Annotated in this window: 18 protein-coding genes; 7 read left to right on the top strand and 11 right to left on the bottom strand. The window is 70.8% G+C overall.

Annotation, left to right across the window (positions count from 1 at the left end; all coding sequences use genetic code 11):
- The first annotated feature begins 72 nt into the window (after positions 1–72).
- The gene (locus tag ACLBXX_RS13370) at positions 73–285 is read left to right on the top strand and encodes a methyltransferase (protein ID WP_220287448.1); all 213 of its coding nucleotides are present in this window, start codon (positions 73–75) and stop codon (positions 283–285) included.
- Positions 286–331: 46 nt separating this feature from the next.
- Here ACLBXX_RS13370 and yczE read toward each other — a convergent pair whose 3' ends face one another.
- Complete coding sequence (gene yczE, locus ACLBXX_RS13365; RefSeq protein ID WP_447658403.1) at positions 332–940, bottom strand: membrane protein YczE; 609 nt, start codon at positions 938–940, stop codon at positions 332–334.
- 61 nt (positions 941–1,001) lie between these two features.
- Between yczE and yczR the strand changes: the two genes are divergently transcribed.
- Positions 1,002–2,426 carry a MocR-like transcription factor YczR gene (gene yczR / locus ACLBXX_RS13360; RefSeq protein WP_447658402.1) on the top strand — a complete coding sequence of 475 codons (1,425 nt, stop codon included), beginning with the start codon at positions 1,002–1,004 and terminating at the stop codon, positions 2,424–2,426.
- Between the two features lie 34 nt (positions 2,427–2,460).
- On the opposite strand, the gene ACLBXX_RS13355 is transcribed toward yczR, so the two are convergent.
- Entirely contained in the window at positions 2,461–2,724 is a 264-nt protein-coding gene (locus ACLBXX_RS13355) for a hypothetical protein (RefSeq protein WP_447658401.1), read from the bottom strand.
- A 227-nt stretch (positions 2,725–2,951) separates the two neighbouring features.
- Here ACLBXX_RS13355 and ACLBXX_RS13350 point away from each other — a divergent pair, with 227 nt between their 5' ends.
- The 4 genes from ACLBXX_RS13350 (at position 2,952) to ACLBXX_RS13335 (ending at position 6,369) form a co-directional block, all read left to right on the top strand.
- Complete coding sequence (locus ACLBXX_RS13350) at positions 2,952–3,494, top strand: single-stranded DNA-binding protein (RefSeq protein WP_387136993.1); 543 nt, start codon at positions 2,952–2,954, stop codon at positions 3,492–3,494.
- 42 nt (positions 3,495–3,536) lie between these two features.
- Positions 3,537–4,064 carry a DUF6993 domain-containing protein gene (locus tag ACLBXX_RS13345; protein ID WP_447658400.1) on the top strand — a complete coding sequence of 176 codons (528 nt, stop codon included), beginning with the start codon at positions 3,537–3,539 and terminating at the stop codon, positions 4,062–4,064.
- Between the two features lie 111 nt (positions 4,065–4,175).
- Positions 4,176–5,855, top strand: a complete 1,680-nt coding sequence (gene ettA / locus ACLBXX_RS13340; RefSeq protein ID WP_447658399.1) for an energy-dependent translational throttle protein EttA — start codon at positions 4,176–4,178, stop codon at positions 5,853–5,855.
- Positions 5,848–6,369, top strand: a complete 522-nt coding sequence (locus ACLBXX_RS13335) for an acyl-CoA thioesterase (RefSeq protein WP_447658398.1) — start codon at positions 5,848–5,850, stop codon at positions 6,367–6,369. Before ettA ends, ACLBXX_RS13335 begins: the two co-directional genes overlap by 8 nt.
- Positions 6,370–6,382: 13 nt before the next feature.
- Here the strand turns inward: ACLBXX_RS13335 and ACLBXX_RS13330 are convergent, their stop codons facing one another.
- The gene (locus ACLBXX_RS13330; RefSeq protein WP_447658449.1) at positions 6,383–7,243 is read right to left on the bottom strand and encodes an acyl-CoA thioesterase; all 861 of its coding nucleotides are present in this window, start codon (positions 7,241–7,243) and stop codon (positions 6,383–6,385) included.
- Between the two features lie 111 nt (positions 7,244–7,354).
- Between ACLBXX_RS13330 and ACLBXX_RS13325 the strand changes: the two genes are divergently transcribed.
- Positions 7,355–8,032, top strand: coding sequence for a hypothetical protein (locus tag ACLBXX_RS13325; RefSeq protein WP_387137003.1), 678 nt, complete (start codon positions 7,355–7,357; stop codon positions 8,030–8,032).
- Positions 8,033–8,048: 16 nt separating this feature from the next.
- On the opposite strand, the gene ACLBXX_RS13320 is transcribed toward ACLBXX_RS13325, so the two are convergent.
- From ACLBXX_RS13320 to ACLBXX_RS13285, 8 genes are all read right to left on the bottom strand, one after another.
- On the bottom strand, positions 8,049–8,477 hold the full coding sequence (locus ACLBXX_RS13320) for a GNAT family N-acetyltransferase (protein ID WP_387137006.1): 429 nt from the start codon (positions 8,475–8,477) through the stop codon (positions 8,049–8,051).
- A complete protein-coding gene (locus ACLBXX_RS13315; RefSeq protein ID WP_447658397.1) occupies positions 8,474–10,132 on the bottom strand; it encodes an FAD-binding dehydrogenase in 1,659 nt (552 codons plus the stop codon). Before ACLBXX_RS13315 ends, ACLBXX_RS13320 begins: the two co-directional genes overlap by 4 nt.
- 39 nt (positions 10,133–10,171) lie before the next feature.
- Complete coding sequence (locus tag ACLBXX_RS13310; RefSeq protein WP_310291127.1) at positions 10,172–10,654, bottom strand: globin; 483 nt, start codon at positions 10,652–10,654, stop codon at positions 10,172–10,174.
- On the bottom strand, positions 10,651–11,760 hold the full coding sequence (locus ACLBXX_RS13305) for a mechanosensitive ion channel family protein (protein ID WP_447658396.1): 1,110 nt from the start codon (positions 11,758–11,760) through the stop codon (positions 10,651–10,653). Before ACLBXX_RS13305 ends, ACLBXX_RS13310 begins: the two co-directional genes overlap by 4 nt.
- A 46-nt stretch (positions 11,761–11,806) precedes the next feature.
- The gene (locus tag ACLBXX_RS13300) at positions 11,807–12,508 is read right to left on the bottom strand and encodes a response regulator (protein WP_447658395.1); all 702 of its coding nucleotides are present in this window, start codon (positions 12,506–12,508) and stop codon (positions 11,807–11,809) included.
- Entirely contained in the window at positions 12,505–13,743 is a 1,239-nt protein-coding gene (locus ACLBXX_RS13295; RefSeq protein WP_447658448.1) for a sensor histidine kinase, read from the bottom strand. Before ACLBXX_RS13295 ends, ACLBXX_RS13300 begins: the two co-directional genes overlap by 4 nt.
- A gap of 125 nt (positions 13,744–13,868) precedes the next feature.
- A complete protein-coding gene (locus ACLBXX_RS13290) occupies positions 13,869–14,678 on the bottom strand; it encodes an ABC transporter permease subunit (protein WP_387137022.1) in 810 nt (269 codons plus the stop codon).
- Entirely contained in the window at positions 14,675–15,586 is a 912-nt protein-coding gene (locus tag ACLBXX_RS13285; protein ID WP_387137025.1) for an ABC transporter ATP-binding protein, read from the bottom strand. Before ACLBXX_RS13285 ends, ACLBXX_RS13290 begins: the two co-directional genes overlap by 4 nt.
- Positions 15,587–15,715: the final 129 nt, after the last annotated feature.

Here is a 15,715-nt window from a genome sequence, read left to right as displayed (position 1 = left end):
CGTCGCGGACGCTGGCGGATGACGGCCTCTCGGCGTAGCGTCGGCACCGGAGGCATCGAAAGGAGTTCACCGATGAGCACCACGGAGACGCACCACCCTCTCTGGGTCGCCTACGGAGCATCCGGCGTCGCCGGAAGCATCCGCAAGGACGACGACGGCTACACGGTCACCATGGCCGGCGCGAGCGAAGCGACGGGTACGTACCCGACGATGGAGATCGCGAAGAGCGCACTTCACTCGCATATGACGCCGGGCAGCGACTGGCCCATGTTCCGCGAGCACTGACCTGCACGGCGCACCCGGTCGCGGGTGCGCCGCCGGGTGACGCGCGTCACGCCGTATGCTCGGCGGCGACGCGCGTCGACGTCCTGCGGGTGTCGAGCAGGGGCAGTGCGACGTGCACCAGCGGGCCGATGAGGACCGCGAAGAGCACCGTGCCGATGCCGACCGTGCCGCCGAGAAGCCATCCCACGATCAGCACCGACACCTCGACGAGTGCACGGCACAGCCAGATCGGCCAGCCGAGGCGCGCATGCATGCCTGTCATCAGGCCATCGCGGGGCCCGGGCCCGAAATGCGCCCCGATGTAGAGGCCTGACGCGATCGCGACCAGGGCGATCCCGCCGAGCAGTGTCGCGAACTGGGCGACGAGCCCCGACACCGGCGGGACGACACCGAGCACGATCTGCATGCTGGTGCCGACCAGGAGGATGTTGGCGATCGTGCCGACGCCCGGCTTCTGCCGGAGCGGAATCCACAACAGGAGCACGAAGAAGCCCACGATATTGGTGACCCAGCCGATGCCGATCCCCGTGCGGACGGAGAGTCCCTGGGCGAAGACGGTCCACGGATCGACGCCGAGGCCGGCTTCGACGGTCAGGGCGCAGCCCGCTCCGTAAAGGAAGAGACCGACGAGCAACTGGACGATTCGGCGCGGCATGGGTCCATCCAATCGCAGAAGTGGATCGCTACCTGCAGTCCAATGCGACTACTCTGGCCTCATGGACTCCCGCATCTCTGCGCGCGCCCTGTCGGCAGCCCTCGGTGGTTGGCGCACGCGCGAGCCGGCCTACGAAGCACTGGCGGACGGCATCCGTCTGCTCTGTCTGGACAACCGCCTCGCCCCTCGCACCGCCCTGCCGGCCGAGCGCGAGCTCGCGTCCGCCCTTCACCTGAGCCGCAGCACGGTGGCAGCTGCCTATCGGAGCCTTCGGGAGACGGCCCACATCGCGAGTCTGCGCGGGTCGGGCAGCGTCACGCTGCCTCTCGGGCGCCGAGAGCCCGGACGCGCCGACGCCGGCGAGGGGATGATCGATCTCCAGCAGGCCAGCCCGCCCGCGTGGCCGGGTTTGGCCGGGATCATGGCCGAGACGGCAGGCGGTGCGTCCGCACTCGTATCGCGCGTGGGGTACGACGTGCTCGGACGCATCGAGCTGCGTGAGGCGATCGCCGACCGGTACACCGCTCGCGGGGTGCCGACGCGCCCGGATGAGGTGCTGGTGACGACGGGCGCCCAGAGCGCGATCCATCTCGTGTCGACCGTGCTCATCGGCCGCGGGGACCGTGTGCTGGTCGAGACGCCGACCTATCCGCACGCGGCCGACGCTCTCCGCCGGGCCGGCGCCCGGCTGGTGGGTGTGCCGGTCACGACTGAGGAAGGCTGGGATCTCGATCGGGCGGAGCAGGCCTTTTCGCGCACGCTTCCCGTGATGGCGTACCTGATGCCCGACTTCCAGAACCCCACGGGCCGGAGCATGAGCGTCGGAGAGCGTGAGGCGATGCTCGCGGCGGGGGAGCGGTCGGGAACGGTGCTCGTCCTCGATGAGACGACCGCCGATCTGGACATCGACCGCGGACCGCTCGCCGCGGGCTTCGCGGCGTCCGAGCCCGGGACGGTCGTGCGCATCGGCTCTCTGGGCAAGACGGTGTGGGGCGGGCTGCGGCTCGGGTGGGTACGCGCGGACGGCGACCTGATCCGCAGGCTCGTCGCGGCGCGGCCGGCGCACGACCTCGGCACGCCGGAGTTCGAGCAGGCGATCGCCACCCGACTGCTCTCGCAGTTCGACGGCATCGTCCGGCAGCGCTCGGAGCTGCTGCGATCGGGTCGCGACGCGCTGGTGCGAGCGCTGGGGCAGCGGCTGCCTTCGTGGGACGTCCCGGACGTGCATGGCGGCGTCTCGCTCTGGATCGAGCTGGGCGCCCCGCTCAGTTCCGCGCTGGTCATCGAGGCGCGGACGCGCGGCGTGCTGCTGAGCGCCGGACCGCGCTTCTCCGTGGAGGGCGGGCACGAGCGACACCTCCGCGTGCCTTTCACTGCGCCGCCCGAGGAGATGGTGCGCGCCGCAGACGTGCTCGCGGACGCCTGGTCGTCGGTCCGCGCCGGCGCGCCCTCGACGCTCGTGGAGCAGGTCGGCGCGGTCATCTGAACCACGGGTGGCGCCCCATGCCCGCCATGCGGGTTCAGCGGGCGAACGCCAGACACTCGACAGCGTCGTCGGCGTTCCAGAAATCGCCCAGATCGCGGAAGACGTGGGCTGCGGGGTTGTAGCGCCGCGCGCGGAAGCGGATGCTGCCCGCCTGTGCGACTTCTTGGAGATGGCCGATCACGCGGCCACCCGGTTCCACGACCCGCCACAGGTAAGGGGCCGCGGTGACGAGACGCATGCGGGTCCGCGACTCGAGCAGCGGAGCGCCCGAGGTGCGGGTTTCGATGAGAGCTGACATGGTGCCTCCTTCGTGTTCGAACATAGATACGACCTCCGACATCCAGGGTGACGGTTTCGTCCGGCGTTTCCTCCCCAGGCAAGCGCACGACGCCGCTGTCCACAGATCACCCGCGCGCCTCACTCCAGGCGCTTCGGCGCGGTGAGGCTGGATCCACTGCCGGCGTCCTCGGGCACGGGGCGCCGGCAGGACCGAGGAGGGTCCTCGGAAGACAGAGAGGATGAGCGATGAGCGACAGAGGCGACACCATCACGATCACCGGGAACGTGGCGACACCTCCCGAGTTGAAACGGACGCCGGCCGGGGTGCCGATCACCACCTTCCGGGTCGCGAGCGGTCAGCGCCGCTACGACCGCGGGGCGGAGGCGTGGACCGACGCCGGGACGAACTGGTACACCGTGTCGGTGTTCCGTTCGCTGGCCGACCATGCCTACAAGTCCTTGCAGAAGGGAGATCGGGTGATCCTCACGGGCCGCCTCCGGCTGCGGGAATGGGACAACGGCACGCGCCGTGGCACGGCGATCGAGATCGACGCCGACGCGATCGGGCATGACCTGCTCTGGGGGACCACCACCTTCGTGAAGGACTCTCACAGCGCGACGATCGACCCCGCCGCGGCGCGGCCGACTCCCGTCGGCGACGACGCGTGGGCGACCCCCGGGATCGACGGCGGGGCCGCGGGCGAGGTCGAAGAGGCCGTGAGGCCGGTGCTCGTCGCCGTCGCGGCGGGCGGCGACTCGTCGACGGACGGCATGGAGGCGCCCTTCTGAGGCGTTCAGCTTGCGCGGGGCCGGCGGCCCTAAACTCTCCCCGTGGCCCGAGACCTCCCGCCCCGCGCTCGCTTCGATGTCCGTTCACGGCGCGCCGCGCGGGTGATCCTCACCGTCGCGCTCGTCGGGGTACTCGCGGCGTGCAGCCCCGGTGACCCGGAGGCGACACCCACCCCCACCACGACGACCGCCGACGGCACCCCGAGCCCGAGCGCAACGCCGACGACGCCGGCCGAGCCCACGCTCGTGCCGGACGGAACCGCGGAGGACAACCTCCCGCTGTTCTCGTCGGTCACCGCGGCGGTATGGGCGACCGACGCCCGGGTGACGGGGCGGGCGTACATCGACGCGCTCACTGCGGCGGGGTTCGACAAGGCCGCGATGCAGGTGACCCAGGACCAGTCGACGGTGGGCAATCCCGCCGAGAGCATCCAGTTCTCGGTGCGCTGGAACGATCAGTGCCTCATCGGCCAGGTGGGCCCGGCGACGGGGGACCCGGTCACCGTCGTGGTGCCGGTGCTCGCCGAGGGGAACTGCCTCGTGGGGCTGACCCGGCCCATCGACTGGTGACGTCCGAGGGCCACCCACCTCGTCTCGGAGGGGGTCGGCTCACGCCGCTCGTCGCATCGCCCGGTAGGCTGGGACGCTGACGTCTGAAGTCCAAGGAGAGCAGAAACCCGCATGGCTGAGTACATCTACTCGATGGTCCGCGCCCGTAAGGCCGTCGGCGAAAAGCTGATCCTCGACGACGTCACGATGGCGTTCCTCCCCGGCGCGAAGATCGGCATGGTCGGCCCCAACGGCGCCGGAAAGTCGACGATCCTGAAGATCATGGCCGGGCTCGACACGCCGTCCAACGGCGAGGCGAAGCTGAGCCCCGGCTTCACGGTCGGCATCCTGATGCAGGAGCCCGAGCTCGACGAGACGAAGACGGTCCTCGAGAACATCCAGGACGGCATCGCGATCAAGGCGAAGGTCGACCGGTTCAACGAGATCTCGGGGCTCATGGCAGACCCCGACGCCGACTTCGACGCCCTCCTCGCCGAGATGGGCGTGCTCCAGGAAGAGATCGACGCCGCCGACGCCTGGGACCTCGACTCCCAGCTCGAGCAGGCGATGGACGCGCTGCGCACCCCGCCGGGTGACGCCGAGATCGGGCCGCTCTCGGGCGGTGAGAAGCGCCGTGTCGCTCTCACCAAGCTCCTGCTGCAGAAGCCCGACCTGCTTCTGCTGGACGAGCCCACGAACCACCTCGACGCCGAGAGCGTGCTCTGGCTCGAGCAGCACCTGCAGAAGTACCCCGGCGCCGTGATCGCCATCACCCACGACCGGTACTTCCTCGACAACGTGGCGGAGTGGATCGCCGAGGTCGACCGCGGCCGCCTCATCGGCTACGAGGGCAACTACTCGACCTACCTGGAGAAGAAGGCGGAGCGCCTCGCCATCCAGGGCAAGAAGGACGCCAAGCTCGCCAAGCGTCTCGCCGAGGAGCTCGACTGGGTCCGCTCGAACCAGAAGGGCCGCCAGGCGAAGTCGAAGGCGCGCCTCGCCCGCTACGAGGAGATGGCCGCCGAGGCGGACCGTACGCGCAAGCTCGACTTCGAGGAGATCACGATCCCGCCCGGGCCGCGCCTGGGCAGCGTCGTGATCGACGCCAAGAAGCTGCAGAAGGGCTTCGATGGCCGCTCGCTCATCGACGGCCTGAGCTTCACGCTCCCGCCGAACGGCATCGTCGGCGTGATCGGTCCGAACGGTGTCGGAAAGACGACGCTCTTCAAGACCATCGTCGGCCTGGAGCCGCTCGACGGTGGTGCCCTCAAGATCGGCGAGACGGTCAAGATCAGCTACGTCGACCAGTCGCGGGCGAGCATCGACCCGAACAAGACGCTGTGGGAGGTCGTCTCGGACGGTCTCGACATCATCACCGTCGGCAAGACCGAGATCCCCTCGCGCGCCTACGTGTCGAAGTTCGGGTTCAAGGGCCCGGACCAGCAGAAGAAGGCGGGGGTGCTGTCCGGCGGTGAGCGCAACCGCCTCAACCTCGCGCTGACCCTCAAGGAGGGCGGCAACCTGCTGCTCCTCGACGAGCCGACCAACGACCTGGACGTCGAGACGCTGCAGTCGCTCGAGAACGCGCTGCTCGAGTTCCCCGGCTGCGCCGTCGTCATCACGCACGACCGGTGGTTCCTCGACCGCATCGCGACCCACATCCTCGCCTACGAAGGCACCGACGAGAACCCCGACCAGTGGTACTGGTTCGAGGGGAACTTCGAGGCGTACGAGGCGAACAAGATCGAGCGCCTGGGCGCGGAGGCGGCACGTCCGCACCGCACCGCGTACCGCAAGCTCACGCGTGACTGAGGCAGGCGACGCGGCGGTCGCAGCCACGGCCGGCGACCGCCGCCTGCACATCCCCATCCACCTGCGATGGGGAGACCTCGACGCGTTCAACCATGTCAACAACACGTCGATGCTGAAGCTGCTCGAAGAGGCCCGAGTGCGAGCGTTCTGGCTGCCCGAACCGGGCGAGGACGCACCGCCGACGGCGGTGCTGGACTCGAGCATCTTCAGCGGGATGCTGACGCTCATCGCCCGGCAGGAGATCGAGTACCTGGCGCCCGTGCCGTATCAGCGGCACCCGCTCGACGTGCAGATGTGGTTCGGCAAGCTGGGCGGGTCGAGCATCGAGGTCTGCTACGAGGTCTACAGCCCGGTCGAGTCCGCTGCGGGCGGTCGAACCCTGTACGCACGCGCCACCACGGTCATCGTGAAAGTGGATGCTGAGACCGGGCGCCCGCTCCGGCTCACGGGCGAGGAGCGCGCGGCGTGGGGGCCCTACGTCGGCGAGCCGATCCACTACGCCCACCGGCGCTGACCGGCCGACGGACTCAGCCGGCGTCGCCTCCGGCCCCGGGAACCCGGATCATGATCTCCTGCGCCACGCTGGCCATCAGGGTGCCGTCAGCGGCGTAGATCCGTCCTGACGCGAGGCCCCGGCCACCGCGGGCGCTCGGGGACTCTTGGACGTACAGCATCCATTCGTCCACGCGGCCGAACCGATGCCACCACATGGCGTGATCGAGGCTCGCGACCTTCAGCCCCGGCGTCGCCCACGAGACGCCGTGTGCGCGCAGGATCGACTCCTGGATGGTGAGGTCGCTCAGGTACGCGAGCGCGGCGCGGTGGATCGCTGGGTCGTCCGGGATCGGGCGGCGCACGCGCATCCAGACGGCCTGGCGAGGCGCCTTCTCGGCGTCCGCCCTGACGTAGATGGGCGCCGGGACGTGCCGAAGATCCACCGGCCGATCGGTGAAGAGCCGCTTGGACATCGGATGCAGGCCGCCGAGATGCGACTCGATGTCGGGGAGGTCCTCGGGCGCGGGCACACCCTCCGGCATCGGCTCCTGATGCTCGAGCCCCGGGTCCTCATCCTGGAAGGACGCGATCATCGAGAAGATCGGGACCCCCTCCTGGAACGCCTGCGTGCGCCGGGTCGAGAACGAGCGGCCGTCGTGGATGCGGTCCACCGAGAACGTGATGCCCTTCGCGGAGTCGCCGGGGCGCAGGAAGTACCCGTGCATCGAATGCACGATCCGCTCCTCGGGGATCGTGCGCGATGCGGCCACGATGGACTGTGCGAGCACCTGGCCGCCGTACACGCGCCCGAGCGGCATCGACTGCGATGCGCCGGTGAAGATGTCCTCCGTGGTGCGCGCATCGGATGCGCTCAGATCGATGACCGACAGCATCGAGGCGACCGGATCCTTCTCCGGCGCGGTCTCGGCGTTCGGCTCGGCATCCACGGGTGCTCCTCTCCGGGGCGGCGGCCGCCCGCAGGTCCGCTTGGTAGCTTAGAGGCGATGTCACCGCGCCTGTTGCTCGCCGATCCCGAGTCCGCCGCCGACGCCCTCACCTTCGCGGGTCGGGCAGCGCGCTTCACCGTCGAGGGCGTGCGGCTGCAGGCCTCCGGCGGGATCCTGGCGATGACCGCGGCACCGCTCGCGCCGCGCGGCTTCGGGGATCCGACCCCGACTGTCCTCGCACTCCGGTCGCTGAACGCGGACCCCGAGCTCGTGTGCGACCTCGTGGTCGAGGCATCCGCCCTCTCTGCGAACGCCGACGATCCGCGCGCGCTCACGCTCCCCGAGACCGCCCTGTCGCCCGCGTGGGCGGGCATCACCCCGCCGCGCAGCGGGTGGGACGCGCGGCCCGGCATCGAGGCCTCGACGCTCGCCGCCAAGGCCCAAGGAGGGATCGCCCGCGTCGCCGACACGGTGCCGACGGATGCCGGCGAGGACGTGGTGCGCACCGTCCGCGCCGCCGTGTGGGGCGCGCCCGACGACGAGCTGGGCGGTCTGCCGCTCGGCGTCGCGTTCGCAGCCCTGAGCCTCGGCTTCATCAGCGGCGGCGAGACCGCTCGGGTCTTCGCGAGCGGTCCATGGACGCGAGTGAGCCTCAGCCGCGGGCACGTGCTGGTGCGCGGACCGGTGGCGACCGGACTCACGCCGGTGCGCCGCACGGGCTCCTCTGCGAACTGACGCTCGCGCGCGAGGCTCAGCTCCGTTCGGTGGGAGCGACGATGCGGAACATGCCCGCCATGTCGCCCCGCTCGAACCCGCGGGAGCGGTAGAGCGCATCCCCCTCCGCCGTCGCGAAGAGCCCGACGAATGCGTGGGAGGGGGCATGATCGGCGACCCACGCGAGCAGGTGGTCGAGAAGCCGGGCACCGAGCCCTTCGCCCTGGGCCTCGGGGACCACGGCGAGGTCCTGGACGTAGAAGTACTTCACGCCGTCGCCGACCAGGCGGCCCATGCCGATGGCACGACCGTCCCGAACCGCGACGACGCCGGCGGTGGAGCCCGCGAGCGACGCGTCCATCGTGTCCCAGTCGAAGGCGTGGGTCCATCCGACGGCCTCGGCGATCGTCCGATGCTCGGCGGGAGTCGGGATCCGGTCGACGAACTCCACCGGCGACGGCGTCATACTGCCGCCGCTGCCGCACGCCCGGCGACCCGCCCCGAGAAGAGGCATCCGCCGACGAAGGTGCCTTCGAGGGCGCGGTAGCCGTGGATGCCGCCGCCGCCGAATCCGCTCGCCTCGCCCGCGGCGTACAGGCCGGGAACGGGCTCGCCGCCGGCACCGAGCGCGCGGCCCGACAGGTCGGTCTCGATGCCGCCCAGGGACTTCCGGGTGAGCACGTGCAGCTTCACGGCGATCAGCGGTCCGGACTTGGGGTCGAGGATGCGGTGCGGGCTCGCGGTGCGGATGAGGCGGTCGCCGCGGAACGCGCGCGCCGAGCGCAGCATCGCGATCTGCGCGTCCTTGGTGAAGTCGTTGTCGATCTCACGGTCGCGAGCCTCGACCTCGAATCGGACGCGGTCGGCGTCGAGCGCGTCGCCGCCGGGGAGCGCCTGCATGCCCGCGATGAGGTCGTCGAGGTTGTCGCGCACGACGAAGTCGGCGCCCTGATCCATGAACGCCTGCACGGGACCCGCGGCGCCCTTTCCGAGGCGGGACTTCGCGAGGAGCTTGACGTCCTTGCCGGTGAGGTCGGGGTTCTGCTCGCTGCCGGACAGCGTGAACTCCTTCTCGATGATCTTCTGCGACAGCACGAACCACGAGTGGTCGTGCCCGGTGGCGCGGAGGTGCGCGAGCGTGCCCAGCGTGTCGAAACCGGGGAAGAGCGGGACGGGCAGGCGATTGCCCGTCGCGTCGAGCCAGACCGACGAAGGTCCGGGAAGGATGCGGATGCCGTGATCCGGCCAGATCGGATCCCAGTTCTGGATGCCCTCGACGTAGTGCCACATGCGGTCGCCGTTGATCAGGCGCGCGCCCGCAGCCTCCGACACGGGCTGCATCGAGCCGTCGACGTACGCCGGCACCCCGGTGACCATCGTCGCGGGGGGAGTGCCGAGGCGCTCGGGCCACCACTGGCGGACCAGGTCGTGGTTGCCCCCGATACCCCCGGACGACACGATCGTCGCGTCCGCCGTGACCTCGAACGTGTCGACGACCTCGCGCGAGCTCGCGACGCCGCGCGCGGCGCCGGACGGCGCCAGCACATCACCGGCCGCGCCCGTGACGACGCCGCCCTCGACGGTGAGCGACGTGACGCGATGACGGGGGAGGATCGTCACGCGTCCGTCGGCTTCGCCGGCTTCCACGGCCGCCTGGAAGGGCGCCACGATCCCGGGCCCGGTGCCCCATGTGATGTGGAAGCGCGGCACCGAGTTGCCCGGGCCGGTCGCGGTGTACCCGCCCCGCTCCGCCCAGCCGACGATCGGGAAGAAGCCGACGCCCTTCTCACGCAGCCACGCGCGCTTCTCCTCGTGCGCGAACTGCAGGTACGCCTCGGCCCAGCGTCGGGGCCAGAGATCCTCATCCCGGTCGAACCCGGCATTGCCGAACCAGTCCTGCCGCGCGAGCTCGAGCGAGTCGTGGATGCCGAGGCGCCGCTGCTCGGGCGAATCGATGAAGAAGAGGCCGCCGAACGACCACCACGCCTGCCCGCCGAGATTCGACCGCGGCTCCTGGTCGACGATCGTCACCCGTTTGCCCGCCGCGACCGCCTCCGCGGTGGCGACGAGGCCGGCGAGTCCCCATCCGATGACGAGGATGTCGGTGTGGTGGGAGGGCATGTCGACTCCTTCGTCGGCGAGGGGAGGCTGAGGCGAAGCTCAGCGAGCGGGGTCGGCGTCAGCCGGCGGTGCCGCCGTGACGGGAATGGATGCTGCAGCCCGGGGTCCTGCGGCGGGTCCGATGCCCGAGGGCTCGAAGGTATTCACCATGGCATACGCGGCGCGCTGGAGGTAATCCCAGAGGGTGGCCTCGTGGAGAGGTGGGAGCTGGAGCTCGTCCACGGCGACCCGCATGTGCGCGAGCCAGCGGTCGCGCGCGTCGGGGTCCACGTGGAACGCCGCGTGACGCATGCGCAGCCGAGGGTGGCCGCGCTCCTGGCTGTACGTCGTCGGACCGCCCCAGTACTGCTCGAGGAACAGCGTGAGCCGCTCCTGCGCCGGGCCGAGGTCCTCCTCGGGGTACATGGGGCGCAGGACCTCGTCCTCGGCGACCCCGCGGTAGAACACGTCGACGAGCCGCACGAACGTGTCGTGGCCGCCGACCTCGTCGTAGAAGCTCAGCGGGGTGGCGGGGTCCGTCATGGGGTTCCTCCGGTGGTCGGGCCGGACTCGTCGCCCGTGGACGGTGTCGACGGCTTCTTGGGGGTTCGCTTCGGCTTCCACACGGGGCGCTCCGGCGTGGAAGCGACCGGCGTGGGCTTGGTCTTGGGCGGGTTGGCGCCGCGGACGCGCTGCGCGCCCTCGAGGCCGCTCGGCATGACTGCCGTGAGGGCGGGCAGCGTGATGCCCATCTCGTCGATCGTGTGCTTCAGGCGCATGCGCAGCTCGCGTGCCACGTCGTCCTTCGCGTTCGCACGCGTCTTCATGACGAGACGGATGACGAGCGCGTCGCCCGAGATCGACTCGAGGCCCCACACCTCGGGCTGCTCGAGGATCCGCGTGCGCCACTTCGGATCCTTCGCGAGTTCCTTGGCGGTGTCGAGCATCGCCTTCTCGACCTCGCCGATGTCGGAGTCGGTGGCCACCGAGAGATCGAGGATGACCCGCGACCACCCCTGCGAGAGGTTGCCGATGCGCAGGATCTCGCCGTTGCGCACGTACCAGAGGGTGCCGTTGACGTCGCGCACGTGCGTGACGCGGACGCTCACGTACTCGACGATGCCCGTCGCGAGTCCGAGGTCGACGACGTCGCCGATGCCCACCTGGTCCTCGGCGACGATGAAGATGCCGTTGAGCACGTCCTTGACGATGTTCTGCGCGCCGAAGCCGAGGCCGGCGCCGATGGCGGCCGTGAGGAGCGTGAGCGATCCGAGCGCGGACGGCGCCAGCACGTTGATGATCAGCAGCAGCGCGATGATCACCACCGTCACATTGACGATGTTGCCGAGGATCGAGCCGAGCGTGCGCGTGCGCTGGACGAGCCGCACCGACGCGAGCGGCGACCGCTCGAGCGCCTGGGTGTCGTCGACGTTCGCCTTGTTCTTGGCGCCGTTGACGATGCGGCCGACGACCCGGTGGATCACGAAGCGGAGGATCCACACGACGAGCACGGCGCCGACGATGATGCCGGCGACTGCGAGCAGGTTCCAGCCGGCCTGAACGAAGAACGCGCCGATCGCCTGCCAGAACTCGATGTCTGCGATGGTCGGCTCGTCGGGAGTCGTGTTGTCGAGGGGGACGCTGATCATCGTCACGATCCTAACGAGGTGAGGATGCGCTCACCCTGGGCGGCGCTCAGGTTGTGGACCGCTCACCCTCGGGCGGCGCGGACTCGTCGACCAGCCGGTGACGATGGGCGAGGATCACGGCCTGCACCCGGTCTCGCGCCCCGATCTTGGCCAGCACACGGCCGACGTGCGTCTTCACCGTCGATTCGCTGAGGAACAGGTGACCCGCGATCTCGGCGTTGTTCATCCCGCGCGCGATCGCGAGGAACACCTCCCGCTCGCGGTGGGTGAGCTCGGCCGTCGGGTCGCTCGCCGGGCTCGCGGGTCCCGTCACGGGCGGCGCCGCGTGGAGCCGGTCGATGAGCCGCCGTGTGACCGACGGCGCCAGCACGGCGTCACCCCGATGCACAGCGCGGATCGCCGCGGTGAGCTCGGACCGGTGCGCATCCTTCAGGAGGAATCCGCTGGCGCCGGCATCGAGCGCCCCCACGGCGTACTCGTCGAGGTCGAACGTCGTGAGCACGAGAACGCGTGTCGACGGGTGTGCGGCGACGATCGACCGGGTGGCCGCGATGCCGTCGGTGCGCGGCATCCGTATGTCCATCAGCACCACATCCGGTGCATGCGCCGCCACCGCACGCAGCGCCTCGTCGCCGTCGGCCGCCTCACCGACCACCTCGACGTCCGGTTCGGCCTCGAGCACCAGGCGGAAGCCGAGGCGGATCAGCTCCTGGTCGTCGACCAGGAGCACGCGGATGGGTGTCGTCATGGTGCGTTCTCCTCGAGGTCGGCCTGCGCGCCTGCCTGCGCCGGCAGGGGCAGCGAAGCGCGTACCGCCCAGCGCCTGCCGTCGACCGCTCCGGCCTGCAGCGTGCCGCCGACGTGCGCCGCGCGCTCGCGGAGCCCCGGGAGGCCGAACCCCGCGCCCCCTGGCGAATCCGCCGCTTCGGTGCGCGGTCGCACGCCGTCGTTCACGATGTCGAGGTCGACGGCGTCCGCCCGCACGGCGATCCGCGCGTCGATCGTGGTGGCGAGGGGGGCGTGCCGCATCGCGTTCGTGAGGGACTCCTGCACGATGCGCGCCACTGCGAACCGCACCTCCGCGGGGACATCGTCGAGGCGACCCTCCACGTGCAGCACGACGGGGAACCCGGCGCGCTGCGCCGACTCGACAGCGTCCGCGACCGACGCCGCGTCGACCGGCGCGAGGGGCGCGTCCGGGGAGAGTTCGGGATCGCGCAGCACGCCGAGCATCGCGCGCATCTCGGTCAGGGCGCCGCGCGCCGTGTCGGCGATCTGCTCCGTGGCCGCCCGCGCGCGGGCCGGGTCCGGAGTCGCGGTCGCCCCCTCGGCGAGGGCGACGACGACGGTCAGGTTGTGCGAGACGATGTCGTGCATCTCGCGGGCGATCCGCGTGCGCTCGGCGGCGGCGCCCAGGCGCGCCTGCTGATCGCGTTCGACGAGCAGCTGGCGCGATCGGTCGATGAGAGCCTCCAGATACCGCCGCCGGTTGCCGACGTTGATCCCGATCAACGCGCCGATGAGCATGGCGATCGCGCCCGACACCAGCGAGGTGACGAGATAGCCCCACGTCGCAGGAGCCGCCAGGCCGGCGATCACCGTGTACACCGCCATGAGGCCCGTCGCCGTGGCGAAGGCGATCCAGCACGACCGCACCGACCGATAGACCGCGACCGCGTAGATCGCGAAAGCCGGAAGGACATGGGCTGCGGGGACCAGGCTCGGCGGCAGGATCACCAGGGGCATCGCCGCCACGGCGAAGACGAGGAGCGGCCGTGAGCGGCGGAACACCAGGGCGACGCAGGCGCCGACGACCACGACGATCGCATACACCGTCTGCGGCACCGTCGGGGGGACCGGATACTCGGAGCGGAACGCGGCAGTGGGTGCCGACAGGAGGAACGCGAGGACCGCGACGATCACATCGGCGGCTCGCGGATGCCGCGCCCAGAAGCGCCGGAAGACGCCCGGGGGCCGCGGCAGCAGCAGGGGGGCGGGTGGGGGGGGGGGGGGGCGCCCGCCCGGGGCGCGGCGGGCGGAGCCGCCGGGGGGTGCCGGGAACGGCACCGACGACGGCCTGGCTGGCGGTTCGCGGCATTCGGTCGACTCTACGCGTCGCGACCGCGCAGCACCGCCCAGCCGCCCACGAGGGGCACGAGGCCCCACGCGGCCAGCGTGATGAGCGGGACCGCGAGGTCCTCCGCGCCCGGAGCGGTCACCGCGGACGCGGCATTCATCGGGAGGTACTGGGCGAGGTCGGCGATCCAGCTCCAGCTCTCACCGAACATCGAGAACAGGCTGAACACGATCGGCAGCACGAACAGCACGCCGACGGTCACCGCGATGGCTCCGGCGCCGTTGCGCAGGATGAACCCGAAGCCGAGGCCGATGAAGGTGAAGACCACCATCGAGAGCACGCCGAGCGCGAGCGGCACGATCGACTGCGCGGGCTCCGACCAGTCGATCCCCTCGGCGAGGAACGGGGCGGTCGCCGCGATCGCGAGGGCGTAGGTCACCACGGTCGTCAGCGCGATGAGCACGCCGATGACGACCGCCTTCGCCACGACGACGGCGCCGCGGCGCGGCTCGGCGGTGAGGGTCGAGCGGATCATGCCGGTGGAGTACTCGCCGGTGATGACGATCGCGCCGAGGATGCCGGCGACGAGCATGGTGAACTGCGTCGGCGAGAGGATCGCGCTGACCGCGGGGAATCCGCCGCCGAACTGGGCGGACGCCGACGCGATCATCATCGAGATGCCGATCGAGAGCACCGCGGTGATCCCGAGCGACCACCACGTCGAGCGGAGCGTCGTGATCTTGATCCACTCGCTGCGCAGCAGATTCGCGAACGTCAGGCGGTACGGCGATGCGGCGCGCGCTCCGGCGTCGGCACGCGTGGCGGGGGCGAGGGCGGTCATGCGATCTCCTTGGAGGTGTACTCGACGGCGTCGCCGGTGAGGGCGAGATAGGCGTCTTCCAGTGATCCGGTGCGGGAGGTGAGTTCGTGGACGGGAATGCCGAGCGATGCGGCGAGGTCGCCGATCGACGCGGCCGTGACGCCCGAGATCTCGGCGACCCCGGGGGACGACGCCGTCACGGTGACGTCGGGGCCCGCGAGGGCGGCGACGAGCTCCGACAGGCGCGGCGACCGCACGATGACGTTGTTGGTGGTCCACGCCTGCACGAGCTCGGACAGTTCGGCATCGGCGAGCACCTGCCCGCGGCCGAGCACGATGACGTGGTCGGCGGTCTGCGCCATCTCGCTCATGAGGTGGCTGGACAGGAGCACGGTGCGACCCTCGGCGGCGAGGTGCCGCACGAACTGGCGCACCCACCGCACGCCCTCGGGATCGAGGCCGTTCACCGGCTCGTCGAGGATGAGCGTGCGCGGATCGCCGAGCAGCGCCGCCGCGATGCCGAGCCGCTGGCCCATGCCGAGCGAGAACTTGCCCGCCCGCTTGCCGGCGACCGACTGGATGCCGGTGAGCTCGATCACCTCATCGACGCGCGAGCGTCCGATGCCGTGGGTCGCGGCCATCGCGCGCAGGTGGTTGCGGGCCGAGCGACCCGTGTGCACGGCCTTCGCGTCGAGCAGGACGCCGACCTCGGTCAGCGGTGAGCGCAGGTGCGCGTAATTCTGGCCGGCGACGGTCACCGTGCCGGAGGTGGGCCGGTCGAGGCCGACGATCATCCGCATGGTGGTCGACTTGCCGGCGCCGTTCGGACCGAGGAACCCGGTGACCTTCCCCGGCTGCACGGTGAACGACACGTTGGACACCGCGGTCTTGTCTCCGAAGCGCTTCGTGAGCTGTTCTGCAACGATCATGCCCACAACGCTATGAGTCAGCTGTGCCCGTGCGCGTCAGCCTTCGGGATGAACAATGGCCGACGACGTGGTACCAGGGTGCCGAAGACGACGGATGCCTCGACCCACGCAGGGGCGAGGCATCCGTCG

Source organism: Microbacterium sp. C23T, from assembly GCF_053345975.1.
This window is presented reverse-complemented; position numbering and strand designations above follow the sequence as displayed.